The organism is Candidatus Pelagibacter communis, assembly GCF_001179945.1.
Taxonomy (GTDB): Bacteria; Pseudomonadota; Alphaproteobacteria; order Pelagibacterales; family Pelagibacteraceae; genus Pelagilacustribacter; species Pelagilacustribacter ubique_A.
The window spans coordinates 13,641-38,304 of the sequence record NZ_CVSG01000068.1 but is presented as its reverse complement, the minus strand read 5'-3'; the positions used below and the strand labels follow the sequence as shown (position 1 = coordinate 38,304).

25 protein-coding genes are annotated in these 24,664 nt (G+C 29.2%); 9 read left to right on the top strand and 16 right to left on the bottom strand.

The genetic code is table 11. The annotated features are described in order from the left end of the window. Window positions 1-65: 65 nt before the first annotated feature. The 7 genes from AMN78_RS02245 to AMN78_RS02215 form a co-directional block, all read right to left on the bottom strand. Window positions 66-1,799, bottom strand: a complete 1,734-nt coding sequence (locus tag AMN78_RS02245; protein WP_179850601.1) for an ABC transporter substrate-binding protein — start codon at window positions 1,797-1,799, stop codon at window positions 66-68. A 105-nt stretch (window positions 1,800-1,904) separates the two neighbouring features. Further along, a complete protein-coding gene (gene glpK / locus AMN78_RS02240; RefSeq protein WP_075533973.1) occupies window positions 1,905-3,386 on the bottom strand; it encodes a glycerol kinase GlpK in 1,482 nt (493 codons plus the stop codon). Next, entirely contained in the window at window positions 3,383-4,429 is a 1,047-nt protein-coding gene (locus tag AMN78_RS02235) for a glycerol-3-phosphate dehydrogenase (RefSeq protein ID WP_075533972.1), read from the bottom strand. Before AMN78_RS02235 ends, glpK begins: the two co-directional genes overlap by 4 nt. After that, a complete protein-coding gene (locus tag AMN78_RS02230) occupies window positions 4,430-5,722 on the bottom strand; it encodes a potassium transporter TrkG (protein WP_179850600.1) in 1,293 nt (430 codons plus the stop codon). 125 nt (window positions 5,723-5,847) lie between these two features. Next, window positions 5,848-7,221: a Trk system potassium transporter TrkA gene (gene trkA, locus AMN78_RS02225; protein WP_075533970.1), complete on the bottom strand. Its 1,374-nt coding sequence runs from the start codon at window positions 7,219-7,221 to the stop codon at window positions 5,848-5,850. Between the two features lies 1 nt (window position 7,222). Next, a complete protein-coding gene (locus AMN78_RS02220; RefSeq protein WP_075533969.1) occupies window positions 7,223-8,590 on the bottom strand; it encodes a sigma-54-dependent transcriptional regulator in 1,368 nt (455 codons plus the stop codon). Then, window positions 8,583-10,364, bottom strand: a complete 1,782-nt coding sequence (locus tag AMN78_RS02215; RefSeq protein WP_075533968.1) for a HAMP domain-containing histidine kinase — start codon at window positions 10,362-10,364, stop codon at window positions 8,583-8,585. The genes AMN78_RS02220 and AMN78_RS02215 overlap by 8 nt, the downstream gene beginning before the upstream one ends. Before the next feature lie 48 nt (window positions 10,365-10,412). Between AMN78_RS02215 and AMN78_RS02210 the strand changes: the two genes are divergently transcribed. Genes AMN78_RS02210 through AMN78_RS02200 form a run of 4 tightly spaced genes read left to right on the top strand, consistent with a single transcriptional unit; the run spans window position 10,413 to window position 12,531 of the window. Further along, complete coding sequence (locus AMN78_RS02210) at window positions 10,413-11,159, top strand: 2-C-methyl-D-erythritol 4-phosphate cytidylyltransferase (RefSeq protein WP_256997695.1); 747 nt, start codon at window positions 10,413-10,415, stop codon at window positions 11,157-11,159. Next, on the top strand, window positions 11,155-11,559 hold the full coding sequence (gene ispF, locus AMN78_RS04245) for a 2-C-methyl-D-erythritol 2,4-cyclodiphosphate synthase (RefSeq protein WP_306452609.1): 405 nt from the start codon (window positions 11,155-11,157) through the stop codon (window positions 11,557-11,559). The genes AMN78_RS02210 and ispF overlap by 5 nt, the downstream gene beginning before the upstream one ends. Continuing rightward, window positions 11,552-12,055: a phosphatidylglycerophosphatase A family protein gene (locus AMN78_RS02205; protein ID WP_075533967.1), complete on the top strand. Its 504-nt coding sequence runs from the start codon at window positions 11,552-11,554 to the stop codon at window positions 12,053-12,055. The genes ispF and AMN78_RS02205 overlap by 8 nt, the downstream gene beginning before the upstream one ends. Further along, window positions 12,055-12,531 carry a CinA family protein gene (locus AMN78_RS02200; RefSeq protein WP_075533966.1) on the top strand — a complete coding sequence of 159 codons (477 nt, stop codon included), beginning with the start codon at window positions 12,055-12,057 and terminating at the stop codon, window positions 12,529-12,531. Before AMN78_RS02205 ends, AMN78_RS02200 begins: the two co-directional genes overlap by 1 nt. Before the next feature lie 2 nt (window positions 12,532-12,533). On the opposite strand, the gene AMN78_RS02195 is transcribed toward AMN78_RS02200, so the two are convergent. From AMN78_RS02195 to AMN78_RS02155, 9 genes are read right to left on the bottom strand one after another with little or no spacing between them, the layout of a single operon-like run. Next, a complete protein-coding gene (locus AMN78_RS02195; protein WP_075533965.1) occupies window positions 12,534-12,845 on the bottom strand; it encodes a hypothetical protein in 312 nt (103 codons plus the stop codon). Continuing rightward, window positions 12,845-13,288, bottom strand: coding sequence for a type II toxin-antitoxin system RatA family toxin (locus AMN78_RS02190; RefSeq protein ID WP_075533964.1), 444 nt, complete (start codon window positions 13,286-13,288; stop codon window positions 12,845-12,847). The genes AMN78_RS02195 and AMN78_RS02190 overlap by 1 nt, the downstream gene beginning before the upstream one ends. Further along, on the bottom strand, window positions 13,270-14,214 hold the full coding sequence (lipA, locus tag AMN78_RS02185; RefSeq protein ID WP_075533963.1) for a lipoyl synthase: 945 nt from the start codon (window positions 14,212-14,214) through the stop codon (window positions 13,270-13,272). Before lipA ends, AMN78_RS02190 begins: the two co-directional genes overlap by 19 nt. Then, window positions 14,211-14,504, bottom strand: a complete 294-nt coding sequence (locus AMN78_RS02180; protein WP_075533962.1) for an FtsB family cell division protein — start codon at window positions 14,502-14,504, stop codon at window positions 14,211-14,213. Before AMN78_RS02180 ends, lipA begins: the two co-directional genes overlap by 4 nt. A 1-nt stretch (window position 14,505) precedes the next feature. Beyond that, window positions 14,506-15,762: a phosphopyruvate hydratase gene (gene eno / locus AMN78_RS02175; protein ID WP_075533961.1), complete on the bottom strand. Its 1,257-nt coding sequence runs from the start codon at window positions 15,760-15,762 to the stop codon at window positions 14,506-14,508. A gap of 1 nt (window position 15,763) precedes the next feature. Continuing rightward, the gene (gene kdsA / locus AMN78_RS02170; RefSeq protein ID WP_075533960.1) at window positions 15,764-16,585 is read right to left on the bottom strand and encodes a 3-deoxy-8-phosphooctulonate synthase; all 822 of its coding nucleotides are present in this window, start codon (window positions 16,583-16,585) and stop codon (window positions 15,764-15,766) included. Further along, window positions 16,582-18,204: a CTP synthase gene (locus AMN78_RS02165; RefSeq protein WP_075533959.1), complete on the bottom strand. Its 1,623-nt coding sequence runs from the start codon at window positions 18,202-18,204 to the stop codon at window positions 16,582-16,584. The genes kdsA and AMN78_RS02165 overlap by 4 nt, the downstream gene beginning before the upstream one ends. 44 nt (window positions 18,205-18,248) lie before the next feature. Continuing rightward, entirely contained in the window at window positions 18,249-18,548 is a 300-nt protein-coding gene (gene secG / locus AMN78_RS02160; RefSeq protein WP_075533958.1) for a preprotein translocase subunit SecG, read from the bottom strand. Window positions 18,549-18,553: 5 nt separating this feature from the next. Further along, entirely contained in the window at window positions 18,554-19,297 is a 744-nt protein-coding gene (locus tag AMN78_RS02155; protein ID WP_075533957.1) for a triose-phosphate isomerase, read from the bottom strand. A gap of 64 nt (window positions 19,298-19,361) precedes the next feature. Here AMN78_RS02155 and AMN78_RS02150 point away from each other — a divergent pair, with 64 nt between their 5' ends. Genes AMN78_RS02150 through trpC form a run of 5 tightly spaced genes read left to right on the top strand, consistent with a single transcriptional unit; the run spans window position 19,362 to window position 24,627 of the window. Further along, complete coding sequence (locus AMN78_RS02150) at window positions 19,362-20,816, top strand: SurA N-terminal domain-containing protein (protein WP_075533956.1); 1,455 nt, start codon at window positions 19,362-19,364, stop codon at window positions 20,814-20,816. Further along, on the top strand, window positions 20,816-22,273 hold the full coding sequence (gene trpE, locus AMN78_RS02145) for an anthranilate synthase component I (RefSeq protein WP_075533955.1): 1,458 nt from the start codon (window positions 20,816-20,818) through the stop codon (window positions 22,271-22,273). Before AMN78_RS02150 ends, trpE begins: the two co-directional genes overlap by 1 nt. Further along, the gene (locus AMN78_RS02140) at window positions 22,274-22,840 is read left to right on the top strand and encodes an anthranilate synthase component II (protein ID WP_075533954.1); all 567 of its coding nucleotides are present in this window, start codon (window positions 22,274-22,276) and stop codon (window positions 22,838-22,840) included. Beyond that, entirely contained in the window at window positions 22,841-23,836 is a 996-nt protein-coding gene (trpD, locus tag AMN78_RS02135) for an anthranilate phosphoribosyltransferase (protein WP_075533953.1), read from the top strand. Further along, entirely contained in the window at window positions 23,836-24,627 is a 792-nt protein-coding gene (trpC, locus tag AMN78_RS02130) for an indole-3-glycerol phosphate synthase TrpC (RefSeq protein WP_075533952.1), read from the top strand. Before trpD ends, trpC begins: the two co-directional genes overlap by 1 nt. Window positions 24,628-24,664 lie beyond the last annotated feature (37 nt).

Below are 24,664 nucleotides of genomic sequence, written 5' to 3'. Positions count from 1 at the left end.
TTTTTGAATTCCGTTTTAAAAAAAGGGGGCCGTTAAGCCCCCTTTAAATTTAGATTAAACCTAAATTACTTCCAAGCTCTTTCGAATGGAACTGTTTTGCCTTTAGGTTTCTCATCACGTTTAGCTTTTGGTGATCCTGGTTGTTTCAACCAATAATCAGCGCCTTTCGGCTTAGCTAATCTTGGACCACATCCACCGTATGTATTGTTTGCTTTATCAGCAGCTTCCATACGAGACATAACTAAGTTCATCTCTTCTGCAAGACGATCCATAGCTTGTTGTGGAGTAAACGCACCCGAGTTTACATCTCCAATTTGTTGCCACCAGATTTGTGCAAGTTTCGGGTAGTCCGGAACATTGATACCTGTCGGTGACCACAATACTCTGTTTTTAGATCTGTAGAATTCTACAAGTCCACCGAGTTTTGGAGCTCTCTTAGTAAAGTGTTTGTGATTAATTGTACTATCTCTAATGATAGTTAAACCAACGTCACTTTTCTTAAGATCAACAGTTTTTGATACTACAAACTGAGCGTATAACCATGCAGCTTTTCTTCTATCAACTGGAGTAGACTTAAATAAAGTCCATGATCCAGCATCTTGATAACCAAGCTTCATACCTTCATCCCAGTAAGGACCTTTTGGTGATGGTCCCATTCTCCATAAAGGATTGCCGTTATCATCAACTGTTTTGTTTCCAGTACTCTTTGGAGCAACCATTGATGCCGTGAATGCTGTATACCAGAAAATTTGCTGTGCAACGTTTCCTGATGATAAAGCTGGCAGAGACTGATAGAAGTCCATCGCTGCAGCACCTGGAGGTGCATAAGCTCTTAACCACTCGTCCCATTTTCTGATTGCATATACGGCAGCAGGACCATTTGCAGCCCCACCTCTTGCTACGTCAGCACCAACTGGGTTACAAGAACCTTTTTCCATTCTTATTCCCCACTCATCTACTGGTACCCCGTTAGGTTTACCAACTGAACCTGCGCCAGCCATAGATAACCACGCATCAGTCATTCTCCATCCTAAGTCTGGAGCTCTCTTACCGTAGTCCATGTGACCGTATACTCTAACACCGTCAATATTCTTTACGTCTTTAGTAAAGTATTCAGCGATATCTTCGTAAGCAGACCAGTTTACTGGCACACCTAGATCGTATCCGTATTTAGCTTTGAAACCTTTTTTGATTTCAGGTCTGTCAAACCAATCTTTTCGAAACCAGTAAAGGTTAGCAAATTGTTGGTCAGGTAATTGATATAAATCACCATCTGGACCTGTAGTAAATGATTTACCGATGAAATCATCGATATCTAATGTTGGTAAAGTTACATCTTTACCTTCACCTTTCATCCACTTTGTTAAGTTTACTGCTAACTGAAGTCTTGAGTGCGTACCGATCAAATCTGAGTCATTGATGTATGCATCATACAAGTTTCTCCCAGTTTGCATTTGAGTTTGTACAGCTTGTACCACTTCTCCTTCTCCAAGTAACTGGTGATTAACTTTGATTCCAGTTATCTCTTCAAAAGCTTTTGTTAAAACTTTTGACTCATATTCGTGAGTTGGAATTGTTTCTGATAATACATTTATTTCCATTCCTTTGAATGGCTTTGCAGCATCATGGAACCAATTAAGTTCTTTCTCTCTTTCTTTTGCAGAAATTGTTGAAAGACTAAACTCACCATTTGACCATTTCTTAATTGCAGCTCCGTGTCCGTCAGCTACAGCGTTTGAAATAGTTAATAGAGAAATTGAAACAGCAACAGCTAAAATACTTTTCAATGTTTTAAACATAGATTATTTCCCTCGTTGTTGTTGTTTAAGTAGTTATATTGAACCAAAATAAGACTGGAAAGTACAGCCTAGAAAAATTTTAAAATTACAACTCTTAGGTGTGTATTAATTTATTAAGGCTCTCTTGACGGCCTTCTCCCAGCCGTTAATTAGAATTGTTCTAGATTTGCTTTTCATTTTTGGGGAAAATCTTTTATCTAAGTTCCAATTTTTAGAGATATCTTTTAATGATTTGTATATCCCTAAGTGTAAACCAGCCATGAAAGCTGCGCCTAGAGCAGTAGTTTCTTGAACTTTAGGTCTTAATACTTTTACATTCACTATGTCAGATAAAAATTGTGAAAACCAATTATTCATTACCATCCCACCATCAACTTTTACAATTTTAGGTCTTAAACCGTCATGTTTCATAGCTTCAAAAAGATCGTAAGTTTGATAAGCAACTGCTTCGATTGTAGCTCTGACTATTTCTTTAGGACTTGTATCTCTAGTAATGCCGCTTAAAACTCCTCTAGCGTTAGCGTCCCAGTACGGAGCTCCTAATCCAGTGAATGCTGGAACTAAATAAATATCATTGTTGTTTTGAAGTGATTTAACTATTCTTTCTGTTTCAGGTGCTTTCTTAAAAAATTTCATTCGATCTCTTAACCATTGAACACCGGCGCCAGCTATAAAAATAGATCCCTCCATTGCGTATGTTGTCTTTCCATTAATTCTGTAAGCAATAGTTGTTAATAGTCTATTTTTTGAGTAAATTTTTTTAGAACCTGTATTTAATAATACAAAAGCTCCAGTTCCGTAAGTGCTTTTTAATGAGCCAGGTTCAAAACAACATTGGCCAATGGTTGCTGATTGTTGATCACCTACTACTCCATTGATTGGAATTGGTTTGCCAGTTACAGAAGGATGGGTTTGGCCATAATCATCAGCACAATCTTTCACTTCTGGTAAAATATGCTTTTTAATTTTAAGGAGATTTAATATTGTATCATCCCATTTATTTGAAGAAATATTATATATCATTGTTCTACTTGCATTTGTTGCATCTGTTGCATGAACCTTTCCCTTTGTAAGTCTCCAAATTAAAAAGCTGTCAATTGTTCCAAATAACAACTCTTTCTTACTCATTAACTGCCGTGCATTAGGGACATTGTCTAAAATCCATTTAATTTTTGTTCCAGAAAAATAAGAGTCAATCAAAAGGCCAGTTTTATTAAAAATCATCGTATCCTTGTTTTGCTTTCTCAGCTTTTTACAAAATTCTTCGGTCCTTCTGTCTTGCCAAACAATAGCTTTATAAACAGGTTTTCCTGTTTTTTTATCCCATAGAACAGTAGTTTCTCTTTGGTTGGTGATTCCGATGCTTAAAATTTTACCTTTTAAGCGTTTAGCTTTTTGTATTACATCTTTTAAAGTTTTTATTGTCGTTTTCCAAATTTCATCTGGATTATGCTCAACCCATCCACTTTTTGGAAAATATTGTGTAAATTCTTTTTGCGAAGAAAAAATTGGTTTTCCTTTTAAATCAAATAAAATTGATCTATTGGACGTTGTCCCAGCATCAATTGAAATGATAAATTTTTTCATCTAAAAGCCTCCCAATTTAATTCAAGTTTTTTGTCTTCAACAATAGCATTAATCATACCCAGCATTAAAGGTAATTGTTTTTCATTAAAATCTTCATTTACTTTCTTTGCGATCTCTTTAGCTAAGTCAGCACCCTCAACAGTAACTTTTTCCATTTTTGTTTTTTTTGCTTCAGTAAATGTTAGTCCCTCTCCGATATAGGCTCCCATTTTTGCATTTCTTCCTCCACCTGAGCTCACGTACAAGTCACCTAACCCTGCAAGTCCTTTTACAGTCTCTTTTTTTCCTTTAAGATGTTCCACAAAAATCTCCATTTCAAAAATTGATTGTTTAATAAGTGCTGAGGCTGTATTTAAATAATTCTTTTCTCTAACTTCATCAGAAATATTTTTGCTACATAAACCTTTAGCCGCGCCTACAGCCATAGAAAAAATATTTTTTATCGCAGCTGATACCTCTACACCATTTAAATCATCTGAATATGAAGTGTGATAATAATTAGTATTTAGCATGTTAGCTATTTTTTTTGCGGTATTAATATCTTTGTTTGCTATAACAACGCTACTATGAACTCTATTAGCTAAGCCAGCTGCTAAACAAGGTCCACCTACTGCTGAGATATTAGTTTTTGTAATTCCCTTATCAACTAACAATCTTTCTAGTTTATCAACTAATAATTCATAGTTATTTTTATGAATACTTAAACCTTTAGTTAACATTAATAAATTTGGCAAATTTTTTCCCTTAAAAAGCCTACTTAATTGATCAGCAACCCACTCGATACCTTTTGAACTAATTCCTAATACTATTAAATCTATATTAGAATTTAAAAGTTCGTCAAATTTTTCAAATTTGAAAATCTTTATTTGATCTGGAATCTCTGTATTTAAACCTGGATGTATATTTTTATTCTTTTTAAATTTTTCTATAAAACCGTCTTCTAGATGAGTTCCAACTATATTAATATCGTGATTATTATCATGACATGGTAAGGCAAAAGCTGTTCCCATTGCGCCTGCCCCAATAATAACTATTTTTGACATTTAATCCTTAAATAAAATTTTTTTGCAAATCAAAAAAACTGATATTAGCTCAATTTTTCCTATAATCATAAAAATAATTAAAGCTATTTTAGAGGATATTAACAAATCTGCAAAATTAAGATTTTGCAAATTGTACATTTCAGAATTTACAGTATTAGTCAATGCAAGAATGGCGATTTTAAATGACTTTTCAAAACCTATGTCATCAAAAACTAAAAAAGTAGATAAAATAAACAAGCTTATAAAAAAAGAAATAAATATCAAAAATGAAAACTTAATATTTTCATCTGTGATTTTATTATTAGAATTAAAAATGGTTTTTTTAATTACACTATTAGGACTTATTAATTTAATTATTTCACCTGAGGTTATTTTTAATAATATATAAAATCTACTTAATTTAATTCCCGATGAATTTGAAATTAATGAGCCGCCAACAATAGTAATAAGCAGAAAATATAAGCTTAAATTATTATCAGATTTTATTAGAGAAATTCCTGAATTAGCTAAACTACTTATTATACTTATAATTATATCTAAACCATTTAAATTATATAAATAAATCAATAATATAAAAACTATTGCAATGGCTAATAAATAAAAATCTTCTTTATGTTCTCTAAATAAAATTCTTTTATTTAAAAGATTAAATAAGAAATAAAAATTCAACATTGATAGAGTTAAGGTTAATATTATAACTAACTTTTGTGAATTAGTAGAAATTATTTCGGATAGGTTATTAGATGGTAAAAAACCTCCTCCAGAAACTAAAGTCATTGAAAGATTTAGGGAATTAAAAAGTCTTACACCTGAAATATTCAATAATGTGAGATAGATGAGGCTTAATACCGAATAATAAATAAATATTTTTAAAATATTATCTCTAATATTTTGTTCAGATTTTAGAATATTTTCACCTGTATAAGTTAGATTCGTCATTTTAAAGTTGAACGATTTATTTGAAAAAATCAGGATTAGAAAAAATAAAAAAAATAGTCCGCCTATCCACTGAGAAGATGATCTCCACAAAATTAAAGTTGGATCTAAATATTTTATATTATCAAAAGTTGAAAAGCCTGTACCTGTTAAACCAGAAATTGATTCAAAATAAGCACTCATAAATGTTACTTTAGAATTACTCAAATAAAAGGGAGTAGAAATTAACAATCCTACAATTAAATATACAAGTATTATTAAAATTAATTGATCGATAAAATCTATCTTTTTATTAGATTTTTTTCCAAAAAAATAAAATCCACTGCCTAACAAAGTTGAAAATACTAGTGTTAACAAATACGATTCTATGTTGAGAAAATAATCGAAATAAGATGAATATAAAATATTTATGAAGGCTAATAAGCTTATTGGAAAGCAAAATAAACTTAAGTAAAAACTTATGCTTTTAAAATTCATTTTTACTAAATAGAACTAACGCTAAAAATACTCTCAACATCTTTTAATTGTTCTCTTTTTGCAAGAAATACAACTAAATCGTCTTTTTCGAAAATAAAATTAGATCTTGGGATTACTACTTTATCTTTTCTTACAATCGCACCAATTCTTATATCTTCAGGAAGATTTGAGTCTCTTATTTTTTTGTTTAATAATTCAGAATTATCTAAGATTTTGGCTTCCATAAATTCGTATTCACCATCCAGCAGTGAATAAACTGAACCAATAGTTCCTCTATGCACATGTTCCATAATTCTAGATACAGTTGTCAACCTTGGATCAACCAGATCGTCTATATTAAGCGAGTCTTGTAACAAATTATAATTTGATTTGTTAACTATTGCTATAGTTCTTTTTTTCATCCCACTTTTTTCAGCTAAAACGCAGGCCATCATATTGTTCTCATCATCATTAGTTAAAGCTAAAACAGTTTCTGAACCTTCAAGATTTGCTTCCTTGAGGATTTCCTCATCTAATGCATCACCATTAATTACAATAGATGATGAGAGTTCATTAGCTATCTCTTCTGCTCTTTTTTTATCCTTTTCAATTATTTTTACTCTTAAATCCTCAAAATTTTCCTCTAACATTTTAGCTAGGTTTAATCCTATATTGCCTCCACCTATGATTAGTACATTTTTAGAGATTTTTTCGTCATGGCCAAATGATTTTAAAATTTGATTAAGTTGATCACTATTTACAACAACATAGACATTATCATCTTCTAACATTTGATCGTTCTTTTTAAGATATATAAATTTATCTTTTCTTAAAGCTCCGATTATATTTGCTTTAAAATCTGGAAATTTTTCTGTTAGTTTTTTTAATGGTATATTTTTTATAGGACAATTTTTTTCTATAGAAATCTCTAACATTTTTACTTTACCGTTTCCAAAAGGAACATTATCTAATGCACCTGGCGCCTCAAGTCTCCTATATAAAGATTTAGCTACCTCTAATTCTGGTGAAATAATTACATCTATTGGTATATTTGATTTATTGTAAAGCTTTCCCCATTTACCCTCTAAAAAATCTTTAGTTCTGATTCTCGCAATTTTTTTTGATACATTAAATAATGAGCTAGCAAGCTGACATACAATCATATTTGTTTCGTCATTTCTTGTAACAGCTATAATCATATCTGCTTTTTCAGCCCCTGCGTTTTCCAAAACACTTGGTAATGAAGCTCTTCCGACAATACCCTTGACATCTTGTGTTTCATTAATTTTTTTTATGTCATCAGAAGATTGATCTATTACTGTTACTGAATGTCCTTGAGCGGATAATTGTTTACTTATTGAAAAGCCGACTTTGCCAGCTCCACATATTATAATATTCATTTTAGTTTATTCCTTTAATCCCTAGTTCTTTAAGTTTTCTGTGGAGAGCTGATCTTTCCATTCCAATAAAGTCAGCAGTTTTAGAGATATTTCCATGATTTTTCTTTAACTGAGTTGTTAAGTATTCTTTTTCAAAACTTCTTCGCGCTTCTTTTAATGAGTAAGTGAAAGATTTTTCTAAAATATCTTTACTAGAATAATTTGAAGAAGCTGGGTTTAAAATATCGTTAATTAATTGATTGATATTTGATTGAGGTTCATTAGCTGATAAAATTGTTATTCTCTCAATTAGATTTCTAAGTTCTCTTACATTCCCTGGCCAGTTGTAAGTATATAAATTGTCATTATTAATTTCTAAATTATGCACCTGAACACCATTAATTTCTGAAAGTTTTTTTTTAAAATAATTTATCAATAATGGTATGTCTTCTGTTCTAGAATTGAGTGAGTTGAGTTCAATAGGAATCACATTCAATCGATGATAAAGGTCTTCTCTAAATTTGTTTATTTTTACTAAATCATTTAAGTTTTTAGAAGTTGAAGATATAAGCCTTATATTAACATTTACGTCTTTAGAACCATTTAATCTTTTAAACTTTTGATCAATAAGAACCCTAAGTATATTTGCCTGAGTCTGGTAAGGTATTTCAGAAACTTCATCAATTAACAAAGTTCCTTTATTAGCTCTCTCGAGTGCCCCAAAAGATATACTACCGTCTTCGAATTCCTCACCAAATAATTCTTTCTCATAGGTGGTTTCTTTAAGAAGGGCAGCATTTAATATTACAAATGGTTCTTGAGATCTAATGGAATTTTTGTGTATTTTTCTTGCAACTAATTCTTTGCCTGTTCCAGTTGGCCCTGAAATCAATACTCTGCTTTCGGAAGTTGATAGTTTTTCAATAATTTTTTTTACTTTCATTATTGACGGACTTTTTCCAATTAGTTCAAACGAATGGAAAAGTTTATTTTCTATTATATTTTTTTCTTTTTTAAGCTCATATGACTCTAGCGCTCTATTTACATAATTGAGAATTTTCTCTTTGGAAAAAGGTTTTTCAATGAATTCATATGCCCCGAGTCGAGTTGCTTCAACTGCCATTTGAACCGTCGCGTGACCGGAAATCATAATTACTGGTATTAATTTATCTTTAGTTGTAACTAACTTTAATAAATCAATACCGTCCTTTTCAATCTTATCAAGTTTAATATCTATAACAGCAAGATCTGGAAGTTTTTTATTAATTTCAAAAACTGCTTGATCATAATTTGCAGCTGTTCGTACTACATAATTCTGTTCAATCAAAATATTGCTTACAATAGAACGAATATCTGGATTATCATCAATTACTAAAATTTCTTTATGCATTGGATTTTGGCAAAGAAAGATTAATTATAGTGCCTCTTCCTTTTTTTTTGTTTTTTATTGAAAAGACTCCAGAGTGTTCATTTATAATTTTGGTTACAATTGGTAAACCAAGTCCAGTGCCTTTTTTCTTTGTTGTAAAATAGGGTGTCATAGCTTTTTTAGCGTCTGTAATACCTGGTCCATTATCTGTCAACCTACAAGTTATATAATCATTATTACTGTTGATTTCTATGTCAATATTACCTTGAAATTTAGGGTCTTTTTTTGATATTTCTTCAAAAGCTTCCTCGGAATTCTTCATTAAATTTATAAACACTCTGTTAAGTTGATCCTCATCTCCATTTATAAATGCCTTTTTTTCTTTTAAATTCAAATTCACTGATGTTTTTGATGTCATTTTCATAAAATCTAGTGAGTTATTAATTACTTTTGAAAAATCAATTTTTTTTAAAATAGGTCTTGGCATTCTTGCAAAATTCGAAAATTCATTAACTAATTTTTCAATATCTTTTATTTGTCTATTAATCGTTTCTAAATATTTTTCGAATTCATAACTGTTATTACTTAATTTATTTTTATATTTTTCTCTCAAACTATCGATTGATAGTTGAATGGGAGTTAAAGGATTTTTAATTTCATGAGCCAACTTTCTAGCTACAGTTTCCCAAGCCTCGTATCTCTCTGTTATTAGAAGTTTATTTTGTTGTTCTTTCAATCTTTCTATCATCAAATTAAAATTTTCATTTAATTGTTTAAATTCCTCATCAGTATCTAAATCGGGAACTTGAACATCTAAAGCGCCTTTACTGATTGAGTCAGACGCGCTAATTAAATTTACTATCGGTTTTGTTAATCTTGATGCAAAAGTAATTGCTATTGATGTAGATAAAAAAAGAAGTAACGTAACTACAATGATATAAATTATTGCAAAGGTAACTTTTATACCTGTTTGACTATTTTCTACAGAATAATAAAAGCTTACAGCCTCTTCTGTCTCGTTTAGATACCTAAGTATTTCAGGATCAATATTTCTTGAAATATACAAATAAGTGTCTACCAAAGAATTTAATTTAGTCATAACTGTAGTTTTATTTTCTAAATTGTTAGAGACAAACACTGGCTTTCCCTCTAAAACTAAATCGTAATCTTCATCGGAGGGAATTACAAATTCCTCAGTTATATCTCTTACATCTGAAATTAATATATTTCCCAAACTGTCAATTAAATAAACATCATCAATTTTTCTTAAAAATTTTTCAGATCTTAGTATTTTTTTGAAATTTGAGGGGTTGGAGTAATATAAATTTGATGCTCTATTTAATCCGACACTCATTAAAATTACATCGGATAAAACATTTTCTTTACTTTCATCTAAATAATTTTTTGCAACATCATAAGAGTTATTTACTGCATTGGTAATTTGTTTATCAAAATAATTTTGAACTCCAAAATTAAAAATAAATAATGAAAAAATAGCAACAATTAAAGATGGTATTACTGTGAAAAGTGAAAAAACAGATATATATTTTAAATTAGTTTGTGAACCTTTTTTATTTTTTTTACCGGCATAATAAAATCTGTAAAAATTTTTAAAAATAAGGCTGAAAAAAATTACAAGTAAAAAAATATCTATTATTAATAATGTCTGTAGATTTTTGTCTGTTAAAGGGACGAAGCCTTCATTTATAAAGGTCAAGAAGGTAACAATACCCATAAAAATGCACAAAAATGAGGAAAAAATAATCCAGTTGAAATTTTTAATAATTTTAAACATCTTAAATAACCATTAAATATTTATATAAATATATTATAAGCTTATACCATGAGTTTCTGTTTAATTATTCTTGCTGGAGGAAATAGTCATAGATTTAGGTCTAAAATTGGTAAACCATACCAAAAAATAGGCGGCAAATCATTAATTGAAATTAACCTCCTCAAAGCTCGTCAATTTAAAGAAATTAAAAAGATAATTTTAGTTTACAACATAAAAGACTCTAAAAGAGTCAAATCGCTAAAACTTAAAAATGTGAAATTAATAGTAGGGGGGAAAAATAGACAAAAATCTACTTTAAATGCTTTAAAGTATTTAATTAGTCAGAATGGTATAACCAAAGTTTTAATCCATGATGTGGCAAGACCAAATTTCACAATAAAACTCTTAAGCTCTGTATTGCGAAATATGAAAAATGCTAGAGCGGTTGTGCCAAAAATAAAAATACAGGATGCAGTAAAACAAATTATAGACTCTAGTAATGAAGAGTACGTTGTGGGGAGAAAAAGAGATAATTTATTTTTGACACAAACACCTCAGGCTTTCAATTTAAAAGAAATATATCACTTACATAAAACTATCTCTGATAAATATAAAGATGATGATATCTCCTTATATATGGATCTAAATAAAGTTAAGTTTATTGATGGAGAGAAAAATAATTTAAAAATTACAGATCAATCAGATTTTGAAAATCTAAAAAACATTTTTAAATCAAAGCAAAGTGTTGGAATAGGTTTCGATGTTCATAGATTAGCTCCAAAGAGAAAACTTTACTTGGCAGGTTTAAAAAATTAAATCTAAGCTAGGAACATTAGGTCATTCTGATGGAGATCCTGTTCTCCACTCAATAACAGATGCAATTTTAGGGGCTTGTAATTTGGGAGATATTGGTCAAATGTTTTCTGATAAAAGTAAAAGATTTAAAAATATTAGATCTACAATTTTACTTAAACAAGTAGTAGAAAAAATTAAATCTAGAGGCTTTTTTATAAATAATATTGATCTAAATATTATTACCCAAACTCCAAAAATTAAAAATTTAAAAAATAAAATGATAGATAATATTGCTAAACTCTGTGATGTTTCTAAGACTCAAATTAATATTAAAGGAAAAACAACTGAAAAATTAGGTATTATAGGAAAAGAAAAAGCAATAGCGTGCGAAGTTATATGTTCAGTCATTAAATATGATTAAAACCATAAATTATTTATTTGTTACATGTTTTGGCATTGGATCTTTTAGATTTGCTCCAGGTACTATAACTTCTTTATTTACAACAATTTTTTTATATAGCTTATTTCATATAGTTAATCTATCTAGCAGTATTATATTACTAATTTTATTTTTAGTTTTTATTTATTCATTTTATGCAGTATCCGAATATATAAGATATAACGAAAACAAAGACCCTAAAGAAGTTGTTGTAGATGAGTTTATTGGCCAATCTATTCCAATTTATCTTTATGAAATCGCACATGGAACTATGAAAGACCCTCAGGAATCAATTTTATATTATTTATATATTTTTATTTTATTTAGATTTTTTGATATCAAAAAACCGTTTCCAGTCAGTTTTTTTGATAGAAAATTTAAAAATAGTTTTGGTGTAATTATAGACGATGTAGTTGCAGGTCTATATGTTGTCCTTACGCTGATAATCTTTATGGTAATTAAATCAAAGTTTTTCTAATGAAATTAAATAAAAAGATAATTTTATTAATTAAAAAAAAAAAGATGAAACTTGCAATTGCGGAGTCTTGCACCGGAGGAATGTTGTCTAGCGCTATTACCTCTGTGAGCGGTTCATCAAAAGTATTTACTATGGGATTAGTTACCTACTCAAATCAAGCTAAAACAGTCATTTTAAAAGTTCCTCAAAAGATAATAAATAAATATGGCGCTGTAAGTGTTCAATGTTGTTTGGCTATGGTTAATAACTTAAGTAAAATTAGTAAATCAAAAATTTGTGTTTCAATAACAGGAATAGCTGGTCCAAAAGGTGGATCTAAACAAAAACCAGTAGGCTTGGTTTACATCGGAATTAGAGTTGGAAAAAAAGTTATAGTTAATAAATGTAATTTTAAAGATAAATCTAGAGTTTATATTCAAAGACAAACAGTAAAAAAATCACTCAATTTATTATCTAAGTTGATTAGTGCTAATTAATTTTAAACCGGATAGCTGAACTCTGGATTAACAATTACATCTAAAAGATGTGCAGTAAAACTGTTAAGCAATAAAAAGATTCCAAAAGCAATTAAATAAAGTATAAAAACTAAAAAATTTCTAGCCCTTTTTTTTTGCAATAACTGTTTGTCTTCGGGTACCCATTCTTTACTTTTAGACTTAAAATCATAGGAAAACATCCAATAAGTTAGGTCAGTTTCGTTAGGATCACCTGTTCTTATTGTTTTAATATATGAAGATAAGAATTTAAAACTTAAAATAAATAAGATTAATAAAAATGATATTGTAAACATTATTTATATAATTTAATTGCCCTTTCTTCAAAAGCTTCGGCTATTTTATTTAAACCAAGCTCAAAAGATTTTTTCATTATCCCATTCAAAATTGGATTTTTCAATTCAAAATCTATAAAAAATTTTAATTGTGTTGAGTTATTTATTTCTTTAAATTCCCATTCGTTTTTAAGGTGTTTTAATGGACCATCAAGATTAGTTACGATTATTTTATCTTTTTCTTTATAATAAGTTACATGGCTTGAAAAAGTTTCATTTAAAATACTTTTCCCAACTTTTAAATCACCATTAAAAGTAATTAAATCTGTACTCTCAGTTTTATCATAAATTTTCCCCTCAATACACCAAGGAACAAACTCTGGGTATTTTTCGATATCAAGAACCATTTCGACTAATTGTTCTTTTTTACAAGGAATAATCTTTTTTATTGAGGCTGATGACATTCAAGCTGTTTATTTCTTGCATCCTGTAATTTCCTAAAATCTTCGTCAGCATGATAAGAAGATCTTGTTAAAGGTGATGAAGAAACAAGTAAAAACCCTTTTGTCTTTGCGATTTGCTCGAACTCTTTAAACTCATCAGGATGATAATAACGATTAAGCGGGTGATGCTTAGGAGATGGCTGCAAATATTGGCCTATTGTAATAAAATCTACTTCCGCAGATCTTAGATCATCCATTACTTGAATTATCTCCTCTTTATTTTCACCTAATCCAACCATTATTCCAGATTTTGTAAATATTTTTTTGTTAGATTTTTTTGCATTTTTTAAAAGTTCTAAAGAAGCGAAATAACGTGCTCCTGGCCTTACAGTTGTATAAAGCCTCGGTACAGTCTCTATATTATGGTTAAAAACGTCTAAATCAGCTTTTAAAATTTTTTTGTAAGCATCCCCTTTTCTTAAAAAGTCAGGAGTTAAAACTTCTATAGATGTTTCTGGATTTTTTTCTCTTGTAGCTTTAACAACTTTGTAGAAATGTTCCGATCCACCATCAACTAAGTCATCTCTGTCTACAGATGTAATTACCACGTGTTTCAAATTTAAATTTTGAACTGCTTTTGCAATTTTAGTAGGCTCAAAAATATCTAAGTCTGAAGGTTTTCCAGTTTTAACATCACAAAATGCACATGCTCTTGTACAAGTATCCCCCATGATCATAAATGTTGCATGCTTTTTGCTCCAACATTCTGTTATATTTGGACAATTAGCTTCCTGGCACACAGTTACTAAATTATTTTGATTAACAACTTGTTTGGTTTGAAAAAAAATTTTTGAATCAACTATTTTTGACCTAATCCACTCTGGTTTTTTTTTGATAGGACTGAAGGGTTTATTAATTTTTTCTGGATGTCTTGGTTTCTGGCTCATTTTAATTTAATAATAATTTCATCTTTTGTTCCATATCTAAATTTTTCCCTATAAATCATGTCTAAATAGTCCGGATCGTTTTTTTTTACTAAAGATATTTTGTGATCTAATTCTTCTAATTTTAATGATAATATTTTTTCTTTATTCATAAGTTCTTCATAAATTTTTTTTTTATCAAAATAGGATATTAAACCCCTCTCACCACCTATAAGATTTATTCCAATATAAAGTGTAAAAAAAATATTAAATAATATAAATTTTTTTTTTTTAAAACTCTCAATAAGTCGCATACTAGATTCTAGCCATTTTAGCCTGATTTCCAAGTTCTTCCTCGATACGCAATAATCTGTTGTATTTAGCCACTCTTTCTGATCTAGCTAAAGATCCCGTTTTAATTTGAGATGACATAGTCGCCGAAGCCAAATCAGCAATAAATGTGTCTTCAGTATCTCCTGATCTATGTGAGATTATAGTGTTTAAATTAGCATCTTTAGCCATAGATATAACCTCTAAAGTCTCAGTCAAGGTACCTATTTGGTTCGGTTTGACTAAAATACAGTTTGCAGACTTTTCTTTTATTCCTTTACTTAGTCGTTTCGAGTTAGTCACAAATAAATCGTCACCAACAATTTGGACATTGTTACCTATCTCGTTAGTTATTTTTTTCCATGAATTCCAATCTTCCTCTGCAAAAGGATCTTCTATAGATTTAATTGGATAATTTGAAATTAATTTTTTATAGTAATCAATATTATCTTCTACCGATGTAAAATTTTTGGATTGTATTGCATAATCGCCATTTTCATTAATTAATTCATTTGCAGCCACGTCTAAACAAATAGTTATATCTTTACCTGGCTCTAATTTTGATTGTTCGATAGCTTTAACAATAAAATCTAAAGCTTGTTCATTTGTATTGATAGACGGGGCAAATCCTCCTTCATCTCCAACATTGGTAAGCATTTTTTTTGATTTTAATAGTTTTTTTAAATTTTGAATAACTACAAAGCATTTTTCAATTGCATCTAAAAATGTCTTGGCAGAATCAGGTCTGATCATAAACTCTTGAATATTTAAGTCATTATCTGCATGAGCTCCCCCATTAATAATATTCATTAATGGAATTGGTAACGTGAAGCTATTTCCTAAGTGTCTAAATAAAGATTTTTTATTTGATAAAGCTGAACATTTTGAATTAGCAAGAGAAACTGCAAGTGTAGCATTTGCACCTAAATTTGATTTATTTTCACTTCCATCCAAATTTATTAAAACTTTATCAATATTTTTTTGATCTTCTGACTCCAGACCTTTTAATTTATTTGAAATTTTTTTATTAATATTTTCTACCGCAATATTTACACTCTTTCCTAGAAATTTATTTTTATCCTGATCTCTTAGTTCATGCGCCTCAAATGCACCTGTGGATGCTCCAGATGGAGAGATAGCAGTAGCAGAAATATTATTTTCTAAAAAAACTTCTGCTTCTACTGTTGGATTTCCTCTACTGTCAAAGACTTGTCTGCCTTTTATGCTTTGAATTTTTGCCATTTTATTTAACTATTTTGTCTATCTCAGTTAGTTTTTTTAACAAAGTTTTTACTTCACTTAACGGAACCATATTAGGTCCATCAGATGGAGCATTATCTGGATCCTCATGAGTTTCCATAAAGATTGCTCCCACACCAACTGCTATTGCTGCACGAGCCAGATAAGGCACAAACTCTCTTTGTCCACCACTTTTCTCCCCCATTCCGCCTGGTTGTTGAACTGAATGAGTTGCGTCAAAGACTATTGGAAATCCAAATTTAGACATTATAGGTAAAGCTCTCATGTCTGAAACTAGAGTATTATAACCAAAACTTGCTCCTCTTTCTGTAATTAAAATATTTTTATTACCAGATTCTTCAATTTTTTTTATTACATTTGCCATATCCCAAGGAGCTAAAAATTGTCCTTTCTTTACATTTATAATTTTACCTGTTTTAGCTGCAGCAATTAATAAGTCGGTTTGTCTGCACAAGAAAGCAGGTATTTGTAATACGTCTACATGATTAGCAACAATTGAGCATTGTTCTGCTGTGTGAACGTCGGTTAAGACTGGTACCGCAATCTCTTTTCTTATTTTATCAAAAATTGGAAGTGATTTTTCTAACCCTAAACCTCTTTGCCCTTTTAAACTCGTTCTATTAGCTTTATCGAAGGATGTTTTATAAATAAGATTAATTCCTAAGTCGCTAGTTATCTTCTTCAACTCTAATGACATTTTCATAGCATGCTCTTCATTTTCAAGCTGGCATGGTCCAGCTATTAAAGTAAATGGCTTGTCATTAGCAATCTCAAAATTAGAACATTTTACTTTAAGGTTATTCATTTTTTAGAATTGATTTTTGCGGCTTTAATAAATGAGGAGAATAAAGGATGTGGTGCTAAAGGTCTAGATTTAAATTCAGGATGAAATTGAACTCCAATAAACCAAGGATGATCATTTAGCTCTACAGTTTCCGGCAATTTGTGGTCCGGGGAAAAGCCTGAAAAAATCATTCCTTTTTTTTCAAAATCCTCTCTATAATTAATGTTAACTTCATATCTGTGACGATGTCTTTCATTTATTCTCTGTGATTTGTATATATTGCTTATTTTTGTGTCTTTTTTAAGTCTAGCTTCATAACTGCCTAAACGCATTGTTCCACCTAAATCTTTATCAGTACCTTTCATTAATTTACCATCTTTTGTCCATTCACTCATTAGTCCAACAACTGAAGCTTTTGACGGTCCAAATTCACTTGAAGTTGCATTTTTTATACTTAATTTATTTCTAGCAAATTCAATTACTGCCATTTGCATACCAAAGCAGATTCCAAAAAATGGGATCTTATTAGTTCTTGCATAATTTATTGCTGCGATTTTTCCCTCTGTTCCTCTTTTACCAAATCCGCCAGGTATCAAAATTCCAGAAACGTCTCTAAGTCTGGTTTTTATTTCACTTGGTTTCAAAAATTCTGATTCTATTCTTATCAAATTTACCTTCAAATTGTTTGCGATGCCTCCATGTGTAAGAGCCTCATCCAATGATTTATATGCATCTTTAAGTTCAACATACTTACCGATGATAGCAATATTAACTTTCTTTTTTGTATTAAGAACTAATTGTGTAATTTTTTTCCAAGGTAGTAGATTAACTTTTTTTCTAGACTTTATATTGAAAAATTTTAAAACTCTTTCGTCTAATTTCTCTTTATTAAAGCTAATAGGAGCCTCATATATTGTTTTTACATCCACTGTTTCTATTACATCTTCAATCGAGACGTTACAAAATAAAGAAATTTTCTTTCTTTGGTCTAGTGGAATAGTCCTTTCTGACCTGCAAATGATAATATCAGGCTGAATACCTATGCTTCTAAGTTCTTTAACTGAATGTTGAGTTGGTTTTGTTTTTATCTCATCAGAAGCTTTCATATATGGGACTAAAGTGAGATGGATAAACAAAGTATTTTTTTTTCCAACCTCATTGGAGTATTGTCTAATAGCTTCTAAAAAAGGCAAGCTTTCAATGTCTCCAACTGTGCCTCCTATTTCACAAATTACAAAATCTTCTTTATTTGCATCATTTTTTATAAATTCTTTAATTCTATTTGTAATGTGAGGAATTACTTGAACAGTTTTACCTAGATATTTACCTTGTCGTTCTCTTTTTAAAACGTCATTATAAATTTTACCTGTAGTAATGTTGTCCGATTTTTTTGCTGAAATTCCTGAAAATCTTTCATAGTGCCCTAGATCTAAGTCGGTTTCTGCACCATCATCTGTTACGAAAACCTCACCATGTTGAAAAGGACTCATTGTTCCAGGATCAACATTTAAGTAAGGGTCTAATTTTCTTATTCTTACTTTATAACCTCGAGATTGAAGCAAGTAAGCCAAAGATGCAGATGATAATCCTTTTCCTAAAGAAGAGACCACGCCGCCAGTAACGAAAATGTATCGCGCCATGGAAGTATGTTATACTTCATTAATTTATAATTACAAAGCCTTAATTACTTTGATTGGGGTATTTGTGGAAGGTTCGAATTTTCCTCTTCTTCTTTCTCTAAAACTGATTGTGTTTCACGAAACTCATCTCTAGAGATAGCAACAATTGCAATACTACAAATTATAAATAAAGTGGCAATTATAGAGGTAAATTTTGTAAGAAAGTTTCCTACTGACCTTGCAGACGTGAAATTATCTTGTGAAACACCTAAACCTAGTGCTCCACCTTCAGACCTCTGTAAAAGAATCGCAATAATTAAAATAATTGCAAGTAAGACGTTTATTAAAACAAGCAAGCTTTCCATAATGTTTATCTATAGTAATTCTTTATTATATCAATGAATTTTTTTGAGGATTTTGAAGCACCGCCTATTAAAAATCCATCAATTTCTCTTATATCTTTGAATATTTTAACACTGTTCCCATCTACAGAACCTCCATAAAGAACTGCAGGGCTTTTTTTTTTATAAATTTGTTTTAATATTTTTTTTATACGAAGGATTGTTTTTTTAAGCTCATTTTTTGTTGGAATTTTACCTGTTCCAATAGACCAAATTGGTTCATATGCTACTATAATATTATCTTTGTTAAATTTTTTTTCTAAAACTTTTATTATTTGATTTTTTAAAACACTGAAAGTTTTTTTACTTCTTTTTTCAATTTTATTTTCGCCAATACAAAAAATAACTTTTAAATTATTTTTTAGAGCAAAAATTACTTTATTTTTAAGCATCTCATTTGTGTCACCTTCACTTCTGTTGTCTGAATGACCGACTAACGTATATTTTGCTCCAACACTTTTAATCATATAAGCGCTTACTGCAGCTGTATTAGATGAAAAGTGATCCTTTTGATAACAATTCTGGGAACCAACCAAAATCTTCTTGTTTTTAAAGTACTTAGAAAAAGTCTCTAATAAGGTATATGGTGGAGTTATAATTATTTTATATTTATTACGATTTCTATCTTTCAGGTGAAAAAAATTAATTTTTTTGAGTATATTTATAGATTTTGGGACACCAAACATTTTCCAATTTCCAATAAAATATTTCATTATTTGCCTTAATCTAAAATTTAATTTATAGGTGTATAATTTTAAAACTTAATAAATTATTATAATGTTGACTTCAATAGGAAAATTTTCTAAGTCGTTTTTTATTAAACTTTTGGTTGGAATAATTATTCTTCCATTTGTTTTTTGGGGAATGGGCGATGTATTTAGAGGTGGAAGCCAAAATGTAATTGCTTCAATAGACTCGGAAAAAATAAGCACGCAAGAGTTTGTTAAATACCTACAAAGACTTAATCTTAACAAAGAACAAATTAAAAATTTACCAAATACGAATCTTATTGAAAAAATTTTATCTGAATATATTGGGAAAAAAGTTATGTCTTTAGAAATTGAAAGACTAGGGATAGTTGTTAATGATGATTCTTTGAGAGATATAATTAAAAATGATAAATCTTTTTTTAAAGATGAAAAATTCTCCAGAACTGAATACGAAAAATTCTTACTAACAAGCGGTGTTACCGCTCCGTTGTTTGAGGCAAATATAGCAGAGCAAGAAAAAAGAAGGCAATTTTTAAGTTCTATTTCAGGTGGCACGGTCGTTCCTGAAATATTGATCATCAATGAATTTAAAAAAGAAAATCAAATCAAATCAATCCAATATATCGACTTAGAAAAATACCATTCCAAAGATAAACCCACAGAAAAAAGTAAACGTGAACTTTATGAGAGAAATAAAAACGTTTTTTTTACTGAATTTAAAAGTCTTAAGTATGCTGAGATTACACCTGAAAAATTCGGCGGTAATAAAGAATACGATGAAATTTTTTTTAAAAAATTAGACGCTCTTGAAAATAATATTTTAGATGGTCAATCTTTCAATGAAGCTGCACAAAATTCTAATCTTGATGTTATTTTAATTAATAAAGTTACAGCTAATAAAGAGGATAAAAATAAAAAAAAAATTGAAAATATCTCAGATACTCTTTTCAAAAAAATATATAGTATGAACAATTCTCAAACACCTGAAATTATTAATTTAGGTAATAAATATTACCTAGCCGAGGTATTAAATATTGAAAAAGAAAATAGATCAATTAATGATCCTGAAGTTCAGAGGGCATTAAATGCACAATTAAGTTTCGAAAAAAAAATCGAAAATAATAATTCAATAATTAAAGAAATCAGTATGGGAGCCTTTGATAAATCAAGTTTTGTTAAATTTGCATCAGTAAATAAATTGGAAATCAAAGATTATAAAATAAATAATTTGAAACAAAATGAAATTTTTTCTGAAGACGTATTGAAACAAATATTCAAACAAAAAGATGGAGAAATTAATCTAATTACTAATAATACTTTAACTAAAAGCTTTTTAGTCTTGGCATCTAAGACTAAATACAAAAATCTAAAAAAAGGAAGTAATGAATATGAGCAGTATGAAGCAAAAGCTCGATTAAATTTAGTTAATAAAATTTACCAATCTCATGATAATAATCTTAATGAAAAATATAAAGTAAAATTTAACCAAAGAACAATAGAACGAGTTAAAAATTCATTTTGATGCGATTGAATACAAGTTTAAACAAATTTAAAAAAAACCATTTAAGAAAAAAAAATCAAGTAATATTTAGATCTCTCGATTGCAAAAACTATTACAAAGTTGAAAATCTTTATAAGTTTCTTTTAGCAGAAAAAAATAGTTTTATTTTTGAGTCTGTGGAAAAAGGAACTACGAGAGGAAGGTATACAATTATAGGTCTCAACCCAGATAAGATCTGGGATATCCGTAATAACGTAGTAAATTTAGATAATAATGGAAAAATAAATAAGATAAAAACTAATCCTTTAAAATATCTAAACAAACTTATTAATGAATTTAAAATAGAAATTCCAAGAAAACTTCCATCTATGGCTTCAATGCTAGTTGGCTACTTTTCTTACGATATAATTCGATATATTGAGAAAATTCCAAATAAATGCAAGGATGATTTAAAAATTCCAGACGTAAGACTTTCTCGACCAAAGAATTTAGTCATTTATGACAACTTAAAGAAAAAAATTTATTATATCGAAAATGTTTATGCTGACACAAAAATTAAAGATTATAATAAAACATATAATGAGATACTTAAAAAATTTGAACTTTATGAAAGTTTTGAAAATATAAAACTTCCTAATCAATTTACTTTTAAATCTAATAAAAATGTTATCAAATCAAATACCTCTAAAAATAAATTTAAATTTCTTGTTCGGAAAGCTAAGTCCTACATAAAAAAAGGTGATATTTTTCAGGTAGTTCTTAGTCAAAGATTTGAGCGAAAAATAAATAAAAGACCTATTGAAATCTATAATTATTTAAGAAAATCAAACCCATCTCCTTTTATGTTTTATTTTAATTATAAAGATTTTAATGTTCTTGGAAGTAGTCCAGAGATATTAGTAAGACTGAGAAAAGGTGAGGTTACTGTTAGGCCTATTGCAGGGACCAGACCTAGAGGCAGAACAATAAAAGAAGATAAGAAGCACGTTTCTGATCTTCTTAAAGACAAAAAGGAGTTAGCAGAACATCTTATGCTTCTAGATCTTGGAAGAAATGATGTTGGAAAAGTTTCAAAAATAAATACTGTAAAAGTAACTGAGAGATTTAAAGTAGAGAAATATTCCCATGTTATGCATATTGTGTCGAATGTAGTTGGAAAGTTTAATAATCAATCTTCAATTTTTGAAACGTTGCTCTCAGGTTTTCCCGCAGGAACAGTAAGTGGAGCGCCAAAAATTAGAGCGATGGAAATTATCGACGAACTTGAAAAAAATAAAAGAAAATTATACGCTGGTGGTATTGGCTATTTTACACCAAATAATGAATTTGACACTTGTATTGCTCTAAGAACAGCTCTTATTAAAGATAATAAATTTTATGTTCAAGCTGGGGCGGGAATTGTTGCTGATAGTAAGCCAGATAAAGAGTATGCAGAAACAGTAAATAAAGCTAAAGCTTTAATGAAAGCGGTAGATTAAATGAAAATTTTGTTAATAGATAATTATGATAGCTTTACGTATAATTTATTTCATTATATTTCCAAAATAAAAAAAAATGTTGAGGTAATAAGAAATGACAAGATTGATGGAAAAACGGTTTTAAGAAAAAAATATGATAAAATTGTAATATCCCCTGGACCTGGAAATCCTAATCAAGCTGGAAATTGCCTTAAAATTGTAAAAGAAGTTTATAAAAAAATCCCTATTCTTGGAGTTTGTTTAGGGCATCAAATTATTGGTCAAGTTTTTGGTGGAAGAATTGTCAATGCAAATAATCTAATGCACGGTAAAACAAGTAAAATCAAGCATATAAAAAAGGGTTTATTTAAGAATATTCATAATAACTTTGAAGCAACTAGGTATCACAGTCTAGTAGTCGATCGTAATAAATTCCCAAAAAAACTAATAATTACAGCTGAAACTAAAAATAAGACAATAATGGGATTAATGCATAAAGATTATGATATTCATGGATTTCAATTTCATCCTGAGAGTATAAGTACTAAGGTAGGTATGAAATTAATTAAAAACTTTATAACTTATTAAATGTCTAATTTTGTAGAAAGTTTAAAAAAAGGCCAAAATTTATCTTTTGAAGAAAGCAAAGCTCTATTTAACGAACTTATGGAGGGAAAATACGATGAACGTTCGATTATAGAAATTTTAGAGACTCTTGCAAAAAAAGGTGAAACTAAAGATGAGCTAGCTGGAGGAATTTTTGTTTTAAGGGAAAAAGCCACTAAAGTTAAAACTGATCAAAATACTATAGATACATGCGGAACAGGAGGAGACGGGCAAAACTCTTTAAATATTTCTACTGCATCAGCTATAGTTTTAGCAAGTATGAAAGTAAAAGTTGCTAAGCATGGCAATAAAGCAGTTTCTTCAAACTGTGGATCTGCAGACGTATTAGAAGCTTTAAAAATTAATATTAATCTAAAACCAAATGAAGTTGAAGAAAGTATAAAAAACTTTAATTTCGCTTTTATGTTTGCACCTAACTATCATTCAGCAATGAAATATGTGGGACCTGCTAGAAAAAAAATGGGTAAGAAAACAATCTTTAATCTGATCGGCCCTTTAAGTAGTCCTGCGCAAGTAAAAAGACAAGTAATAGGATTATTTGATAAGAAATGGATGAAACCTTTCGCTGAAGCACTTAAAGAAAATGGAGTTGTTCACGCTTTTATTGTTCATAGTGAAGATGGGATGGATGAAATATCACCATTCGCAAAAACAAATGTAGTAGAACTTAAAGATAATATTATTAAAGAGTTTAAAATTGATCCAAAAACTTTAGGAATTACCTGCTCAAATAAGGAGAATTTAAAAGGAAAAAATGCCAAATATAATGCGGAAAAAATAATAGAAATATTTAAAGGACAAAAAAATGAGTTCTCTCAATCCGTCGCTCTTAATGTTGCAGCAGGATTGATTGTTTCAGGAAAAGAAAATGATTTTAAATTGTCTTTTGAAAAGGCTACAGAACATTTAAATTCAGGAAATGTGTTTCAACATTTAATAAAAATTCAATCAAATTAATGAAAAACATTTTGGAAAAAATTATTACGGATAAAAAAAGCTCTTTAGAATTTATTAAAAAAGAAAAAACTTTAGACGCTTTAGAAAAAAGTATTAAAGAACAAATTTTTTTAAATTTTAAAGAAGTTATCCAGCACAATGATAATGTATCTTTGATAGCGGAAATAAAAAAAGCTAGCCCATCTGCTGGGGTTCTTGTAAATAATTTTGATCATTTAAAAATTGCAAAAATGTATGTTGATAATGGTGCTGTTTGCCTTTCAGTATTGACTGAAGAAAAACATTTTTTAGGAAAATTAGATTATATTCAAGATATAAAAAAACACTTTAAAATACCAATTCTAGCTAAAGATTTTTTTATAGATCCTTATCAAATCGCTTTATCTAAAAGCTATGGCTGTGATTGTGTTTTGATAATAATTGCAGCACTTAATGGAACTCAAGCAGATGAGATTTATTCTGAGGCATTAAAACATAATCTATCAGTCATAGTTGAAGTGCATAATCAAGAAGAGGCTGAAATGGCCCTAAAATTCGATCAAGCAATAATTGGAATAAATAATAGGAATTTGAAAACACTTGAGGTTTCTTTAAATAATACTATTTCAATTTTTGAGGTTATTAAAACACATAAAGGCCCTATTATTTCTGAAAGCGGAATTAAAACTGCAAATGACGCAAAATATATTTATGAAAAAACCGGAATTAAAAATTTTCTCATTGGAGAATCACTTTTGAAATCCGACAATCCTAATGAATTAATGAAAAAAATAATTCAAATTACTCAATAAACTAGCCGTTTATTTGAAGTTGTAATTCAAAAAGAAC

Excerpts from the sequence above, each read along its gene's own strand:
- AMN78_RS02205 (WP_075533967.1), top strand. The coding sequence starts at position 11,552 with ATGATTAAAACCATAAATTATTTATTTGTTACATGTTTTGGCATTGGA.
- trkA (WP_075533970.1), bottom strand. The coding sequence starts at position 7,221 with ATGAATATTATAATATGTGGAGCTGGCAAAGTCGGCTTTTCAATAAGT.
- trpD (WP_075533953.1), top strand. The coding sequence starts at position 22,841 with ATGTCTAATTTTGTAGAAAGTTTAAAAAAAGGCCAAAATTTATCTTTT.
- trpC (WP_075533952.1), top strand. The coding sequence starts at position 23,836 with ATGAAAAACATTTTGGAAAAAATTATTACGGATAAAAAAAGCTCTTTA.
- AMN78_RS02210 (WP_256997695.1), top strand. The coding sequence starts at position 10,413 with ATGAGTTTCTGTTTAATTATTCTTGCTGGAGGAAATAGTCATAGATTT.
- AMN78_RS02165 (WP_075533959.1), bottom strand. The coding sequence starts at position 18,204 with ATGGCGCGATACATTTTCGTTACTGGCGGCGTGGTCTCTTCTTTAGGA.
- AMN78_RS02235 (WP_075533972.1), bottom strand. The coding sequence starts at position 4,429 with ATGTCAAAAATAGTTATTATTGGGGCAGGCGCAATGGGAACAGCTTTT.
- AMN78_RS02220 (WP_075533969.1), bottom strand. The coding sequence starts at position 8,590 with ATGCATAAAGAAATTTTAGTAATTGATGATAATCCAGATATTCGTTCT.
- AMN78_RS02195 (WP_075533965.1), bottom strand. The coding sequence starts at position 12,845 with ATGTTTACAATATCATTTTTATTAATCTTATTTATTTTAAGTTTTAAA.
- kdsA (WP_075533960.1), bottom strand. The coding sequence starts at position 16,585 with ATGAATAACCTTAAAGTAAAATGTTCTAATTTTGAGATTGCTAATGAC.
- AMN78_RS02190 (WP_075533964.1), bottom strand. The coding sequence starts at position 13,288 with ATGTCATCAGCCTCAATAAAAAAGATTATTCCTTGTAAAAAAGAACAA.
- glpK (WP_075533973.1), bottom strand. The coding sequence starts at position 3,386 with ATGAAAAAATTTATCATTTCAATTGATGCTGGGACAACGTCCAATAGA.
- AMN78_RS02150 (WP_075533956.1), top strand. The coding sequence starts at position 19,362 with ATGTTGACTTCAATAGGAAAATTTTCTAAGTCGTTTTTTATTAAACTT.
- AMN78_RS02245 (WP_179850601.1), bottom strand. The coding sequence starts at position 1,799 with ATGTTTAAAACATTGAAAAGTATTTTAGCTGTTGCTGTTTCAATTTCT.
- trpE (WP_075533955.1), top strand. The coding sequence starts at position 20,816 with ATGCGATTGAATACAAGTTTAAACAAATTTAAAAAAAACCATTTAAGA.
- lipA (WP_075533963.1), bottom strand. The coding sequence starts at position 14,214 with ATGAGCCAGAAACCAAGACATCCAGAAAAAATTAATAAACCCTTCAGT.
- secG (WP_075533958.1), bottom strand. The coding sequence starts at position 18,548 with ATGGAAAGCTTGCTTGTTTTAATAAACGTCTTACTTGCAATTATTTTA.
- eno (WP_075533961.1), bottom strand. The coding sequence starts at position 15,762 with ATGGCAAAAATTCAAAGCATAAAAGGCAGACAAGTCTTTGACAGTAGA.
- AMN78_RS02215 (WP_075533968.1), bottom strand. The coding sequence starts at position 10,364 with ATGTTTAAAATTATTAAAAATTTCAACTGGATTATTTTTTCCTCATTT.
- AMN78_RS02140 (WP_075533954.1), top strand. The coding sequence starts at position 22,274 with ATGAAAATTTTGTTAATAGATAATTATGATAGCTTTACGTATAATTTA.
- AMN78_RS02155 (WP_075533957.1), bottom strand. The coding sequence starts at position 19,297 with ATGAAATATTTTATTGGAAATTGGAAAATGTTTGGTGTCCCAAAATCT.
- AMN78_RS02180 (WP_075533962.1), bottom strand. The coding sequence starts at position 14,504 with ATGCGACTTATTGAGAGTTTTAAAAAAAAAAAATTTATATTATTTAAT.
- AMN78_RS02200 (WP_075533966.1), top strand. The coding sequence starts at position 12,055 with ATGAAATTAAATAAAAAGATAATTTTATTAATTAAAAAAAAAAAGATG.